General features: G+C 32.9%; 11 protein-coding genes. 5 read left to right on the forward strand and 6 right to left on the reverse strand.

What is annotated here, in order from left to right; translation table 11 throughout:
• Positions 1–21: 21 nt before the first annotated feature.
• The 3 genes from EDD62_RS02895 to EDD62_RS02910 form a co-directional block, all read right to left on the reverse strand.
• The gene (locus tag EDD62_RS02895; protein ID WP_123315914.1) at positions 22–480 is read right to left on the reverse strand and encodes a DinB family protein; all 459 of its coding nucleotides are present in this window, start codon (positions 478–480) and stop codon (positions 22–24) included.
• Between the two features lie 209 nt (positions 481–689).
• The gene (locus EDD62_RS02900) at positions 690–1,952 is read right to left on the reverse strand and encodes an IS1380-like element ISEnca1 family transposase (protein WP_031587700.1); all 1,263 of its coding nucleotides are present in this window, start codon (positions 1,950–1,952) and stop codon (positions 690–692) included.
• A gap of 418 nt (positions 1,953–2,370) precedes the next feature.
• Positions 2,371–3,396, reverse strand: a complete 1,026-nt coding sequence (locus EDD62_RS02910) for a cation diffusion facilitator family transporter (protein WP_123807464.1) — start codon at positions 3,394–3,396, stop codon at positions 2,371–2,373.
• Positions 3,397–3,623: 227 nt separating this feature from the next.
• Here EDD62_RS02910 and EDD62_RS02915 point away from each other — a divergent pair, with 227 nt between their 5' ends.
• From EDD62_RS02915 to EDD62_RS02925, 3 genes are all read left to right on the forward strand, one after another.
• On the forward strand, positions 3,624–4,034 hold the full coding sequence (locus EDD62_RS02915) for a sporulation protein (protein ID WP_123807465.1): 411 nt from the start codon (positions 3,624–3,626) through the stop codon (positions 4,032–4,034).
• 123 nt (positions 4,035–4,157) lie between these two features.
• A complete protein-coding gene (locus tag EDD62_RS02920) occupies positions 4,158–5,993 on the forward strand; it encodes a heavy metal translocating P-type ATPase (protein ID WP_123807466.1) in 1,836 nt (611 codons plus the stop codon).
• Positions 5,994–6,137: 144 nt separating this feature from the next.
• Positions 6,138–7,397, forward strand: a complete 1,260-nt coding sequence (locus EDD62_RS02925; RefSeq protein WP_123807467.1) for a Y-family DNA polymerase — start codon at positions 6,138–6,140, stop codon at positions 7,395–7,397.
• A gap of 229 nt (positions 7,398–7,626) precedes the next feature.
• Here the strand turns inward: EDD62_RS02925 and EDD62_RS02930 are convergent, their stop codons facing one another.
• Together EDD62_RS02930 and EDD62_RS02935 are read right to left on the reverse strand one after the other, a co-directional pair.
• Positions 7,627–8,010: a hypothetical protein gene (locus EDD62_RS02930; RefSeq protein ID WP_077140299.1), complete on the reverse strand. Its 384-nt coding sequence runs from the start codon at positions 8,008–8,010 to the stop codon at positions 7,627–7,629.
• A complete protein-coding gene (locus EDD62_RS02935; RefSeq protein WP_123807468.1) occupies positions 8,001–8,711 on the reverse strand; it encodes a hypothetical protein in 711 nt (236 codons plus the stop codon). The genes EDD62_RS02930 and EDD62_RS02935 overlap by 10 nt, the downstream gene beginning before the upstream one ends.
• A 211-nt stretch (positions 8,712–8,922) precedes the next feature.
• Here EDD62_RS02935 and EDD62_RS02940 point away from each other — a divergent pair, with 211 nt between their 5' ends.
• A complete protein-coding gene (locus EDD62_RS02940; RefSeq protein WP_123807469.1) occupies positions 8,923–10,206 on the forward strand; it encodes a peptidoglycan bridge formation glycyltransferase FemA/FemB family protein in 1,284 nt (427 codons plus the stop codon).
• A 179-nt stretch (positions 10,207–10,385) separates the two neighbouring features.
• On the opposite strand, the gene EDD62_RS02945 is transcribed toward EDD62_RS02940, so the two are convergent.
• Positions 10,386–12,053, reverse strand: a complete 1,668-nt coding sequence (locus EDD62_RS02945; RefSeq protein WP_123807470.1) for a choice-of-anchor I family protein — start codon at positions 12,051–12,053, stop codon at positions 10,386–10,388.
• Between the two features lie 414 nt (positions 12,054–12,467).
• Here EDD62_RS02945 and pepF point away from each other — a divergent pair, with 414 nt between their 5' ends.
• Entirely contained in the window at positions 12,468–14,273 is a 1,806-nt protein-coding gene (pepF, locus tag EDD62_RS02950; RefSeq protein WP_123807471.1) for an oligoendopeptidase F, read from the forward strand.
• Positions 14,274–14,290: the final 17 nt, after the last annotated feature.

Below are 14,290 nucleotides of genomic sequence, written 5' to 3' on the forward strand. Positions count from 1 at the left end.
AATTTAGCAATTATAGTTAATTCATTTTTGTTTCATGCTATTTCCATATAAAAATCTTGCATAACCTATCTCTGCTGCATTTTTCATAAATTCTGCATTTAGCCAAAGTGCAGTATCTGCTAAGTTCCTATCTTCTAATGGCCATTTTGCATGCTGATTCATTTGAAAGTCCGCGTCAGATAACTCACTTAATTTAGATACCCATTTCTCGTGCAGGGATTCTATGACTTCTTTAGCATTTTCTATACTACCCGGCCAGAGAACATCATCTTTTTTCATTGAGCCGCTTCCAAAGTTGTAATCTAATGCAGTTGACCACCAATATATGATATGCCACATTATCCAGGCTATACTCATCGGTCCCATCTCATAGCTCTCGCTTTCCGGCCAGTCTATGATCCATACCTCATTTTTCTTTCGTACCTGAAGACTTTCTGAGCTATATACCCAGTATGCTTCTGTATCCTCAAGATTTTCTATATCCTAAATTCCACGTGCATTTTTTATTAGCTTAAAAGAACACTATTTCACGAAGAATTTAAACTGATACTCCCACATTGTAACATTATTTACCACCACCTTTCAATCTTTTTCAATAAATTATTGATTGCAACTTTGGAGTAAAGATACTTATTAAACCCTGCAAGTTATCCACAGAGCAACACTCGATTTTCAAGATGATATCTTTATTATACCAGACATTTTTCATACACTTCCTTGTACGGATAGTTTTCTGACAAATTCATAATTACAGTTCTTGCGGTTTTAATGATTTTGGCTGCAAGAAATACATACTTCAAACGAAAGGTCTTTATTTGCTGTCTGTATTCTGAAGGCTCTAAGGAATCAATCTTGAACAACAAAAACAGGTTATATGAAAGCATCATCATTTGAAACACCGCTTCATTTGCCCAAAATGATTTAAGTAAAAGATGACCCACCGCCATGTCGTATTTGGCTTCTTTAATATAGTTCTCAGCATTGCCACGTTTTTCATAGGATATAACTACTTTTTCAGAAAGCAATGTAGTGTTTGTCACAAAGAAAAAGTATTCGTACTCAGAGCCTTCTAAAAGTGATATTTGTGCTCTTTCTTTTTCTGGTTTCAGTACGCGAGACACAACAAACCTTCTGTCTTTCTCCCAGTTATCTAATTTTGTAAACAGTTCTGTAGTTTCTCTGCCTTCTTCACCTTTAACGAATACAACCGATGAATTCGTTGCTTGGGATGCAAGCGTAGAATAACTTTTGGCTTTAATTAAATATTTGCAACCAAGAGATTCTATCGTTTCAATAATTTTTTCATCAAAGTAGCCACTATCCATTCGAAATAAAATCTCTAAATCATCTGTTTTGATGTTGGCTACTATTTCTTTGATCATTTCAGATGCACCGTTAGCTGTGTAAGTATTGCCACTTCTTACAAATCCGGTGACGTAGGCTTTTAATTCGTCGCAAAATGCAAACTGGATATTGTAGCATCGGTTTCCTAGTTTCTTGGGATTATATCCTTTTGATGCACCTTCTTGATGACCTTCTACGTTGATTACACTACTATCAATATCAATCGTAATGGATGTCAATTTACTTTTAGTGAGCAGTTTTTTAAAGACTTTAAAATTAATGTCTCTAAACATTTGTGTTGTCTTAAAGGTGAAGTTTCCTAAAAATCGTGACACTGTTTCAGGTTCTTTTACGGAAATATCAAATTCATTAACGAGTGGATCATTTTGAAGGAGCTTTAGACGTTCTAGCTTGTCTATACCAATAAAGTGACCACAGATCATCGTCTTTATATGATTCATCTTGATTTTATTTGTGGAGTCATTATCAAATACGAGGTCATCTTCAACTAGATCAAAAATCTCATTACTTTTTGCGTTCTCAAGGAGAAGAAAAAGACCTGCATTTGATGTTAGATTCTTAGCTGTGAAATCAATTTTATTAATCATAATTTAAACCCCTTTTTCTGCTGCTTTTGTTACTATTATTGTACCATATATCGACTCATAAAAGCTGATAATTCAACACATTTTGAGCATTTTTCTTTCACCCAATGGGTGAAAGCTGAATTTTGAAGGAACGTATATTTATCAATGCTTTGAGGGTGGTTTATAAAGTACTGACGTAGAATCTCAGTTACATATGGGTTATCTCCTCTAAATAGAGATTTGTTTTCAGGCCAAAGGTTTTTAATAGATTTTTTGACTTTTGCTTGTTCATATATACTATAACCGATGGATAATACAATAATTACTAGAACGATCATTACAAAATATAATGGATTCATTTAATCACCTTTTCTAATTACATTAAAAATAATAACCTTAGAATAATCGTTGATTCGATTCTTCTAAGGTTATTTTACTATTAATTATGATGTTTGAATATACCATTTTGACCTGGCATTCTATGATCCATATCATCAGCACGTTCTGGCCATGCTTGAACGCCATCATTATCTTTGAATTCAATGTTTACATCGGTAACATGATGTTGTTGTAGTATAATGTCGGTAAGTTGCTCTCGAATGTCATCAACTTCTTTTAATGTTAAATGATGATTTAATTCAACCGTTGCTTCAACGTGTAAATCTTCTCCTTCTTTTAAGACGAACAATCTTTGTATATCCTTGATATGTTCATTACTGAATAATATTTGAGATACTCTAATTTCCATCTCTGGTGCATGTTCACCAAGTACACCTGCGGCATTTTCCATAAATATTTTATAAACAACGTAAAACATCATTAAACCGATGATCACTGATGCAATTCCTTCAGCAATATTAAATGGTGTAAACTGTGCAATTAAGATGGCGATTATTGCTAGAATTCCACCTACAGTTGCCACTGTATCTTCCATAAATACAAGCTTTGTAGCCGGTTTTGCATTTTTAGAATGAACGAACGCACTAGTTAAAGGTGCTAAACCTTTATAGTTATTATTTGTTTCTTGTAATACTTCTTTCCCAGCTTTGTATAACACTCCAACTTCTAAGATGACACCGAGCCCTAAAACTCCAAGATTGATCAATAGGTTACGTGTTGACATTGCACCATGGCCTGGTTGCATGATGTGATGTATTCCTTCTTTAACCGTTTCATAACTTAGGATGGCAACGATAATCACTGCACCTAAACAAACTAAATTGACTAGTCGACCAAATCCGAAAGGGAATCGATCTGTTGGTGATTTTTTACTTAATGCTGAACCGATAAATACGAAAAATTGGTTCGCTGCATCACCAAGAGAGTGCATCATCTCAGCAAACATTGCAACGTTACCTGTTAGTACAAATGCGCCTCCTTTTAGTCCAGAAATGATAAAGTTGACGATGGCTGCTGTGAGTGATGATTGGCTACCACCTTTTAATAATTTGAAGAAACCTCCCATATATGTTGCGCTCCTTAATCTATATGTAATTTTTAATTAAATTAATTAATACTGTTAGTATTTTAGCATGTTTGATGCCATTTGATAAAATTATATACTTATTAAAGTATTATTTACATATTCATTTGTTAAGATATGATGAATTAAATAATTTATGAGATAATATTGATGAGTTTCATTTATATTAAAGATAATAAGAATTATAAAACAATTAAAGGAGAAGGTTTATGTTTGATAAGATCTTTACATCGATTGGAATTGGTGCTGCAACAGTTGATACAAAACTATCACAAGCAGAGTACAAACAAACTGATATTATCAACGGTGTTGTTGAAGTCAGAGGGGGAACAAGTAATCAATTTATTGCGCGAATTACCGTGAAGTTTATTTCACGACTTCACGAATATCGTGAAGATAGTGATTTTGATACACATGATAAAGTTTTGCTTGAAGAAGTCGTATTAGAAGAAGAGGATATTAAGGCAAATACAACACATAAATTTCCTTTTGACCTAAACATTGATGGGATAGAATTTCCATCTACTGATGATACAACAAAGTTATTTATTTTAACTGAGGTTGAGATTGGCCAAAGCGTCGATGCATTTGATGAAGATGAAGTTAAAATTATATCATAGTGAATAAGAAGGACTTTATAAACCTATAAATGATAATTATTATCATTTATAGGTTTATATTTTTACATATTGACTATTTATCACTCGTTAGATTATAATTATTATAAATAAGGAAGTGATACTATGGTTTCATATATATTAAAATCAAGACCTGGTCAATTTTTATTAGTTGGTACTTTACTGTTGCTGTTTGGAATGTTTTTGCAGTACAACGACATTGAGTCTTATCGATATGTATTTTATTTATCGATTATATTTTTAGGATTTTTTGCATTCATTGATGCAGTGGTTGAAACGGTTAAATCCAAAGCACCGAATGTTGATTTATTAATGATTCTTGCGGCAATTGGTGCATGCATAATCGATTATGCATCTGAAGGTGCATTATTATTATTTATTTTTGCTTTGAGTAGTGTATTAGAATCTTATGCGATGAATAAGTCAACGAAGGCAATTTCTAGTTTAATGGCTCAAGTGCCAGAAGAAGCTTCATTGTTATTACCGAATGGTGACGTGCAAAGGGTAGATGTGACTACATTGCGTAAAGATGATCAAATTATCGTTCAAAAAGGTGCGTTAATTCCAATTGATGGGGTGATTGATCGACGCGCTTCGATTGACGAATCTTCTCTAACCGGTGAATCACTTCCTGTCGAAAAACAACAAGGTGACGATGTATTCGCAGGGACTTTAAACGTTGGTGAAGTCGTTCAAATGACTGTAAGTAAAACGAGTGATGAAACTGTATTCTCTAATATTATACGAATGGTCGAGACTGCTCAAAATAGACCGTCAAAATTATCGAGTTTTATCGATCGTATTGAAAAGAAATATGTGATCTCAGTATTGATTGCGGTTCCTTTATTTATCGCAGTGATGTACTATTTTATCGGGTTTTCTTTTGAGGAAGCTTTCTATCGTGGAATGGTCTTTTTAACCGTTGCAAGTCCATGTGCTCTTGTTGCGAGTGCAACACCTGCAACGCTCAGTGCAATTAGTCGAGGTGCACGTGATGGTATCTTAGTTAAAGGCGGAAAAGCGATGGAGTCACTGACTTCAATGAATGTATTGTTTAGTGATAAGACAGGGACATTAACGTATGGTCAGTTTGATGTTGTGGACTATCAGATCGATGATTCAATCTTAGCTGAAGTGATCTATATGGAACAACAATCGACACATCCAATTGCTAAAGCACTCGTAAGACATTTTGGAACTGAAGATTTGTCATCGGTTGATCAAACTGAAGATATAGAGGAAATTGTCGGTTCCGGTGTAAGGAAAGGACATATTACGGTTGCTAAACCTTCTTTTTTTGAAGGATTCAATGATCCAAATGGTTATTTAAATGAATCGACTAAAGAGTATACAACGATTATTGTTGGCGCTCATCAAGAGGTCGTTGGATATTTTAATTTAGCGGATACTGTACGTAAAGAAGCGAAAGAAGCAGTAGCGTTATTTCAATCTGAAGGGGTCGATGTTAGATTGCTCACAGGTGATCATGAAGTGGTTGCAAAAGCAGTAGCTTCTACTGTAAATATTGATCGATATGTCGCATCGTGTCTACCTGAAGACAAAATAAAATATGTCAACGACTCCATTCAACAAGGAGATATTGTTGGGATGATTGGTGACGGTATAAACGATGCACCAGCATTAGCCAATGCTAATATTGGTATTGCGATGGGTGAAGGATCTACTGTTGCGATGGAGTCGTCTGATGTCGTTATTGTTAAAAATGATTTATTGAAGTTGTTTAACAGTTTCATTTTAAGTCGAAAGTTAAATCGAACAATTAAATTCAATGTCATGTTCTCAATTATTGTCATTATCATTTTAATTATGTTGAATATCTTTGGATTATTATCACTCCCTACTGCTGTATTATTCCATGAAGGCTCAACTATTTTAGTGATACTTAACGGATTACGGTTGTTATTACACGATAGAAATTAATATGACAAGATGGATGATTAGATTTTAAAAATAAACTTACGTTGAGTAAGTTTATTTTTTTATGGAAAATAAAAAGAATATATAGTAATATGAAATACAAACAGAACATACGTTCTGTACAAAGAATGAAAGAAGGATAGAAAGATGTATAATTACCACTTATGTACTAAACGCTTAGTGTTATGCATCGATCAAAAAAGTTTTTTTGCAAGTGTATCGTGCATACTAAAAGGGTTAGATCCATTAACGACTAAACTTGCAGTCGTTGCAGATACAAAACGTAAAGGAAGTGTCGTGCTTGCTGCAACACCACCACTGAAACAGCTTGGTATAAAAACAGGCTCAAGATTATTTGAAATACCATCTCGTTCTGATATCTACATTATTAACCCATCGATGAAAACATATTTAACATATGCACAGCGAATTACAGAGATTGCATTGAGATATGTTGCACCGGAAGACTTTCACCAATATAGTGTCGATGAATTTTTTATTGATATGACGGATTCATTACATTTATTTTCTAAGACGATTGAAGAATTCGCTCAATTATTGAAAACAACGATATATGAAGATACTGGAATTCATTGTGCGATTGGGATAGGGGATAATGTGCTATTAAGTAAACTTGCACTTGATTTTGAAGCAAAGCATCATCCAACTGGTGTTGCTAGAATCCAATATCATGATGTGCCAAGTCGTTTATGGCCACTCAAGCCATTGAGTGATTTCTGGGGAATTAATAAGAGAACGGAACGAAAATTGAACAAACGAGGGATTTTTACGATTGGAGATCTTGCGCAATATCCGTATGAATATTTAAAAAGAGATTTTGGTATCATCGGTGTTGATTTACATTTGCATGCGAATGGTATAGATGAAAGTATTATTCGTGAGAAGGGAGAAATTTTCAAGCCGTCCATTAGTAAAAGCCAAATTTTAATGAGAGATTATAAAGTAGAGGAATTAAAAGCGATTATTATTGAACATGCCGAAGTATTAGGTTATCGGTTGCGTCGTAAATCACTGCTCGCAAGAACGATTAAATGTTCTATTGGATATAGTGATGGTGAGAAGATCGCTAAGCAACAAACAATTAATGATGGAACGGATTTAACCGAAAAGATTGTATCGGTTGTTTGGAAGTATATATATCAGCATGTAGATCATCATCGAATGATTAGAACGGTGAGTATTTCGTTGACAGGGCTTATTCCCAAAAGTGAACAACAGATGACTTTATTTGATGACTCAACAGACTTAAAACAGGGCATTATTGACCAAACGATGGATAGAATTAAAGAGAAATATGGTCAAACAGCGGTTATGAGAGGCACAGCATATGGTCAATCGGGGACTGCATTAGAGAGAAAGAACTTAATTGCAGGACATAAAAAATAAAACAAATAATTTTATTATGTAAATCAATAATATTATTAAAAATTAAAAATACAAAGCAATAAGGACTGAACAAAACATACACTAGTTTATTCATTAAATACATTAGCAATGACAAGAATCTTAGTCCTGTCATTGCTTGATGTACGTTTAAAGAAACTTTCAATATCAATATCAATGTAAGTGGTGATCATTAAGGAGAATATGCGAACCGTGTATAACTTTATTATCGTTAAAGTAAAGTCAATATATATTTAATAATCAATCCAATAATCACACCGAACACTAAAGAAACGAGTGTACCGAGGAGTATATATTCTGATTTTTTCTGAATAACAATATCTTCATCGTCCTGATCTGTTTGTCCTGAATTAAATCGCAAAATTGATTTTGCTGCTATGATTAATCCCATAGCAGTATATTGATCATTCGCAATAAATAAAATAATCAAAAACCGCTCACAATATCCGATAAAAAGTCCTATATGATCTGTTTGTTTGTCGTTTAGGGATAACGGTTTTCTATCGATAACATAATTTAAGAACATTTTGATCAACAGGCCACTAAAAATATAAAGAATGACTGCAATTGTTGATAAAAGTATAATTAACCCCAAAATAAAGCCTCCTTGGCGATTGGATGTGAAGATATATTTTTGATTAATGATATATCTTTCACGTCGTCATATTGATCCTTAATGTTGACATAATTAATCATCGTGGTTAATATATAGTCTAATTGCATTTTTTCACCTTTAGAAAGATGAGCAGAAATCGTCGAGTTGCTTTTTTTGGCATATTCACTTAATGCAGTTTGTGTATCAAACTGATAACTATTAAAAAATAAGAATTTCTGTATTATAGATAATCTATTGAGTATAGATGTTTGATACATTGATAATGCAGTAAATATTTCATCATTTTGTTCGTGTTTTGCATGAACAAAATGAATATGTTCTGATGATTTAATGTGATCTAATGTATTGCGAACAATTTTGGCATCTTTTGAATTCCATTGTTCAATATTGCCAGATGGAAATGACTTTAACTGTGTAAACATTGCAGCTTTTATTTGTGCATCTTCAAAAGGCCATAGTAATTGCAACATATATTGAATAATGATTGCATCTGTCTGTTTACCAATAAAAAACAGTTCATCACCCATACGAAAATCTATATAGTGTTGAGTATCATTATTGTTATTATCTTTCAAAACATCTTTAAGTATTAAATTATAGTTTAATAAAACTTCTGAAATTTTTTGAGTAAAACGAGAATCTGTACTTCCAGAAACATCGATGATTAAAATAGAATACATATGACACCCCTTAAATAAAAGTTTGATTTAAAAATAGTTATTTGGATGACAGCTTATGATTAAATGATTTATAATTGGTTATATATAGTATGAGTATATATTAACATCATCACAGTTTTTCGTCTAATCAAACGAAAAATCATGATTTTCGTATATATAAACGAAATAACAACTTAAATACAATATGACATTACATAATAGGAGAAATAATATGAAATTTGTAGAATTAACAGATAAGCAATTTGAGGAATTTACAACAAAAAATATGTACCATTTTTCACAAACAAATGCACGATATGATTTAAGAAATGATAAAACCAATTCAACGATGTATCGTATAGGATTAATTGATGACAATCAAGAAGTTGTTGCTGCGACGATTTTAACATCGACACCAATCTTAAAGAAGTTTAATTATTTTTATGCAACACGTGGACCAATACTAGACTTCACTAATTTTAAAGTTGTAGACATTTTCTTCTATGAATTAGATAAATTTTTGAAACAACATAATGCACTTCATATAAGAATGGATCCATACATTATTCATAATATAAGAGATCATAAAGGAAATATACTAGAGTCATATGCGGATAGAACACAATCAATTATTGAACATTTAGATAAATTAGGGTATGAACATCAAGGGTTCCATATTGGCTATGACGGCAAAAGACAACATCGATTCGACTCAGTATTAGATGTAAAAGGCAAGACAAAAGAAGAAGTATTCAATAATATGGATAAGTTACGTCAACGTAACATTAAAAAGACTGAGAAAAATGGAATTAAAATAAAATATTTATCACGAGAAGAACTTCCAATCTTCCGTGAATTTATGAAAGACACTGTAGAAATGAAATCATTTGAAGATCGTGGAGATGATTACTACTATGATTCATATGACTACTATGGTGATCGAGTGAAGGTTCCAATGGCGTATATTGATATTGATGAATATGTTGCAAAAGAACGTAAAGAAGAAAATAAACTCGACAAAAATATCGCAAAAGCAGAAAAAGATTTACAAACTAAAGAAAATCTAACAGATAAGCAGAAAGAAAAGCTTGAAAATAAAATAGAAAACTTAAGAACACAGTTAAAATCACATCTGGAAAAAATTGAAGAATTAACAGCAGCTCAAGAGAAATATGGCAATGAATTACCTGTATCAGCTGGATTTTTCTATGAAACTGATTATGAGGTCGTTTACTTTGCTGGAGGTACTTCCAATGAGTTTAGACATTACGCAGGCAGTTATGCCATCCAATGGGAAATGATTAAATATACCATTGACCAAGGATTAGACCAGTATAATTTCTACGGTATTACGGGTGATTTCAGTGAGGATGCTGAGGATGCGGGTGTCATCAAGTTCAAAGAAGGATTCAATGCTTACGTTAAAGAATATGTTGGTGACTTCGTTAAGCCTGTAAATAAATTAGCTTATAAAGCATTCTTGCAATTGAAGAAAGTGAAAACTTACAAAGTATAATGAAGGTATAAGTAAATAAATAAAGGTTTATAATCTATCTGTATTATTATTTACAGTAATGCAGATAGATTATTTTACATTTTGGTTAACATAATATATATTATAGGAAGTAATGTATGTATAAGAAAGACACTTCTTTTTCGAAATGCCTCTCTTATAAACTCTACATAATAATTGAATTACTCTACATCAGTACGTTCTAAGTTATATACAGCCACCGTTCCAGAAAGTTCATGTGCGGCTAATAACATTGCTGATCCTGTTGGAGATTCTTCAGCGCTTACAAACGTTAAACCTTCAGGTGAAACATCTGTGTTCGAATCATCTCTAAAGTATGTCTCAAATTCAGGTTGTTCAGGGTTTGTTAAATTATAAACCATAATACCACCTGTACGTTCTAATCCAATAAATACGTATGACACACCATCAACAACACCGAATTCAATCGATTCAGGTTCAGGACCTTTATCATCACTGCGCGCGTCTAATTCAAATTCTGTCGCACTTTCAGCGTTGCTATTGAAGTATTCAGGAATTTGTTCTAACGTAATGCGTTCGAAATCATTACCACTATCAAACACTTGCTCCATCGTATTACCATTCCATACTGAAAAAGATCTTCCGCCATAACCGACGATTGCTTCATGTTCACCATGTTCATTAATGAATGGATGACTTGTAGTTGTTTTAAGGCGACCTAAGTTTGATTTCTTAAATAATCCATCTTCTATAAGTTGATCCAACTCATCTTGAGTATAACCTTCGTAGTGTGATGCGTCTAATTTAATATCATCTTTAATATCTTTCACACGCTCTTCTTCAGAATACCCATCATAGTCTTGAGCATCCCCTTCATTTGCTGTAAATAAGTAAGTTTCACCATTCATATCGAATGATGCAATTGCATCAGGCATATACATACTGAGTACAGGTTGCTTTTTAAGAGTTGTTTCATCATCTTTGTCACTCGCATCAATTTCATTTCCTGCTTTAGAATAATCTTTAAACCCTAATGAAGTAATTTCTTCAATTGTATTTGATGCAATTTTAACTTTAGCGATGGCATTTGATTCTTGTAAAGTGACGTATGCATATTTCCCTTTAGAATCCACTGTAATATACTCAGGCTCCAAGTTTAAATAATGCTCATCTGCATCTGGTCCTACTCCACGAATATCATCCGTCATTAAATCTTTTGTAAATTGAGTCGTTGTAATATCTTTTTGAGTAATTTTATTTGCTGATTTATTCGCTTTGACAATGCTAATTGAACCTTCTGGATTGATTGTGTAATCATCATTTGGTTCCCCTTCATTCGCGACTAAAATATGTTTGCCATCTGGTGAGAAAATCACCATGTCAGGTAATGGGCCGACAGAGAAATGTTTAATGTATTCCCCATCAGTTGTCAATAACACTAAATAGCCATCATTTGTTTTTGTTTCGTGAGGCGCTGCCACTGCAATATAATCCCCATTCGGATGGATTGCAACACTTGTAACGTCACTTGATTCAATACCGTAATCACTTAATTTAATACGTTTCGTCAATTCAACTTCTTTAGATTGGCCAACCCCGCCTAAGTGAATGACATCTAAAGACCCTTCATCACCATTTATTGAATACATGTTTTGGGATTTCGGATCATACTGAACAATTTCAGTTCCGCCTTCATCAAACGCTGCACCGCTCTTAAAACGAGATTGTAGTGATAATTGTAATTTCTTCTCAGAAGCAGTCTCTTGGACGACTCCCCCTGCACTTGCAAACGTCACTTCAGGGAGTACAATGGACGATGAAGCAAGCATAGATAAAGCTAATGTCGTTTTCAAAATAGTGTTTTTCATATGTATAATTTCCTCCTTTAAATGATATAGATGATTATTTAAAAGGACAGTTAAAATACAATCTATAAATAATCATACCTTCATCATAACTATAAAATGTAAATATTTTATTTAACCATTGTAAATATTGTGTAAAGTAACTTAAAATTATCAAAACTATAATTATACAGGTTTGAATAAGAACACAGTTTCTCGTAGGTTTATGTAAAATGTAGCCCTAATTGTAAAATAAGTCTACAGATTGTTATCTTCATACATAAATTGAGGCCTTATTTTGTACAGTAAGGCTTTAGTGTTAGTGATTTAAAGATTTATTTAACTGTTAGTCTATAATGAAAATTAATCACAGATTGATTTATTAAATTCTAAAAATTATGTATAATTAAACATATCGATAAAAGAAAGGATGTTAATATGACGACTCCATTAAGAAAAGATGTTGAAAAGAAATACACGTGGGATACATCAGATGTATTACTCAATGACCGATCGTTTGACGAACAACTATCAAACGTTGTCGATGAGACAAAATCATTTCATGAGCAGTTCAATCAAACATTAACGACTAAAGCGACTATCAATAATTGTTTGGATGAATATAGTATCTTGTTAGAGAAAATCACCCGCCTTGGTAATTACGTTAGTTTAAATATCGCTACAGATCAATCAGATGATTTATATCAAACAGAATATAGTTTGTTTAATAAACGCTATGGGATGATGATGTCTAATTTATCATTTGTTGAATCCGAAATATTAGAACAAGATGACCAACTATTAGATGAAATCATTAATGACAAATCTACTTATGCCAATTTCATCTATTGGTTAAAACAAGAAAAACCGTATCGCTTAGATAAAAACGTTGAACAGACATTAGCACAGCTATCAAGCGAACGCTCTATGCCTTATGAACTTTATGACACGACGAAGCTATTAGATATAAAGTTCCCTACACTCGAATATAATGGTGAGCAAATTGAGTTAACGTATAATAGTTTTGAAGGGACGTTAGAATCGCACCCTGATACAGAGCTTAGACGTAAAGCATACACTGCTTTTTATGACACGTTAAAACAATACGAACATACTCAAGCAAAAACTTATGATATTCACTTACAGATGGAAAAAAACATGAGTGATTTAAGAGGTTATAAAAATGTTACAGAGTACTTATTGAAACCTCAAAAAGTTGATGAAAGTTTATATCATCGACAAATTGATACGATTATGGAAAAACTTTCACCAATTATCCAAAAGTATGGTCAACTGATTAAAAAAGTTTATAATTTGGAAAAAATAACGTATCAGGATATGAAAGTACCACTTGACCCTGATTTTGAGCCTGAAATCTCAATTGAAGAGTCTAAAGAATATGTTATTAATGCATTGAAACCGCTAGGAGAAGATTATATTAAAATGGTTGAAGATGCTTATAATCATCGATGGATTGATTTCGTAGATAATAAAGGGAAATCTACAGGAGCTTTTTGTGCAACACCGTATGGATCACATCCATATGTACTCATCACATGGACAAACTTGATGACAGAAGTATTTGTCATGGCTCATGAACTTGGTCATGCAGGTCATTTTGATTTAACGAATAAGCACAATAATATACTTGATACAGATGTTTCTCTATACTTTGTTGAAGCGCCTTCTACGATGAACGAAATGTTAATGGCGAAATCATTATTAAAACAATCAGATGATCCGAGATTCAAACGTTGGGTCATTGCATCCATCATTTCTAGAACGTATTATCATAACTTTGTGACGCATCTATTAGAAGCTGCTTATCAGAGAGAAGTGTATCGAAAAATTGAATCTGGAGAAAGTGTTACTGCTGAGAAGCTCAACACAATGAAGCGTGAAGTATTAGAATCTTTCTTCGGAGAGGATATCGAAATTCCAGAGCACCATGAATTAACATGGATGAGACAACCACACTACTATATGGGGCTATATCCATATACTTATTCTGCTGGACTTACGATTGGAACGGTCATGGCAAACAGAATTGAAAAGGAAGGACAAACTGCTGTCAACGATTGGTTAAAAGTTCTTAAATCTGGAGATACTTTGACACCTGTAGAACTTGCAAAAAAAGCAGGGATTGATATTACAACAGATCAACCGTTGATTGAAACAATCGATTATATAGGTTCACTCGTTGATGAACTTGAAAGACTGACTGATGAGATAGACAATAAGTAAAAAAACATGTATATATG

The sequence above is a fragment of the Abyssicoccus albus genome (genome assembly GCF_003815035.1).
Classification (GTDB): domain Bacteria; phylum Bacillota; class Bacilli; order Staphylococcales; family Abyssicoccaceae; genus Abyssicoccus; species Abyssicoccus albus.

What these genes read in the sequence shown, in the direction of transcription:
- EDD62_RS02900 (WP_031587700.1), bottom strand. Translation starts at nt 1,952, where the DNA reads ATGATTAATAAAATTGATTTCACAGCTAAGAATCTAACATCAAATGCA.
- EDD62_RS02910 (WP_123807464.1), bottom strand. Translation starts at nt 3,396, where the DNA reads ATGGGAGGTTTCTTCAAATTATTAAAAGGTGGTAGCCAATCATCACTC.
- EDD62_RS02915 (WP_123807465.1), top strand. Translation starts at nt 3,624, where the DNA reads ATGTTTGATAAGATCTTTACATCGATTGGAATTGGTGCTGCAACAGTT.
- EDD62_RS02920 (WP_123807466.1), top strand. Translation starts at nt 4,158, where the DNA reads ATGGTTTCATATATATTAAAATCAAGACCTGGTCAATTTTTATTAGTT.
- EDD62_RS02925 (WP_123807467.1), top strand. Translation starts at nt 6,138, where the DNA reads ATGTATAATTACCACTTATGTACTAAACGCTTAGTGTTATGCATCGAT.
- EDD62_RS02935 (WP_123807468.1), bottom strand. Translation starts at nt 8,711, where the DNA reads ATGTATTCTATTTTAATCATCGATGTTTCTGGAAGTACAGATTCTCGT.
- EDD62_RS02940 (WP_123807469.1), top strand. Translation starts at nt 8,923, where the DNA reads ATGAAATTTGTAGAATTAACAGATAAGCAATTTGAGGAATTTACAACA.
- EDD62_RS02945 (WP_123807470.1), bottom strand. Translation starts at nt 12,053, where the DNA reads ATGAAAAACACTATTTTGAAAACGACATTAGCTTTATCTATGCTTGCT.
- pepF (WP_123807471.1), top strand. Translation starts at nt 12,468, where the DNA reads ATGACGACTCCATTAAGAAAAGATGTTGAAAAGAAATACACGTGGGAT.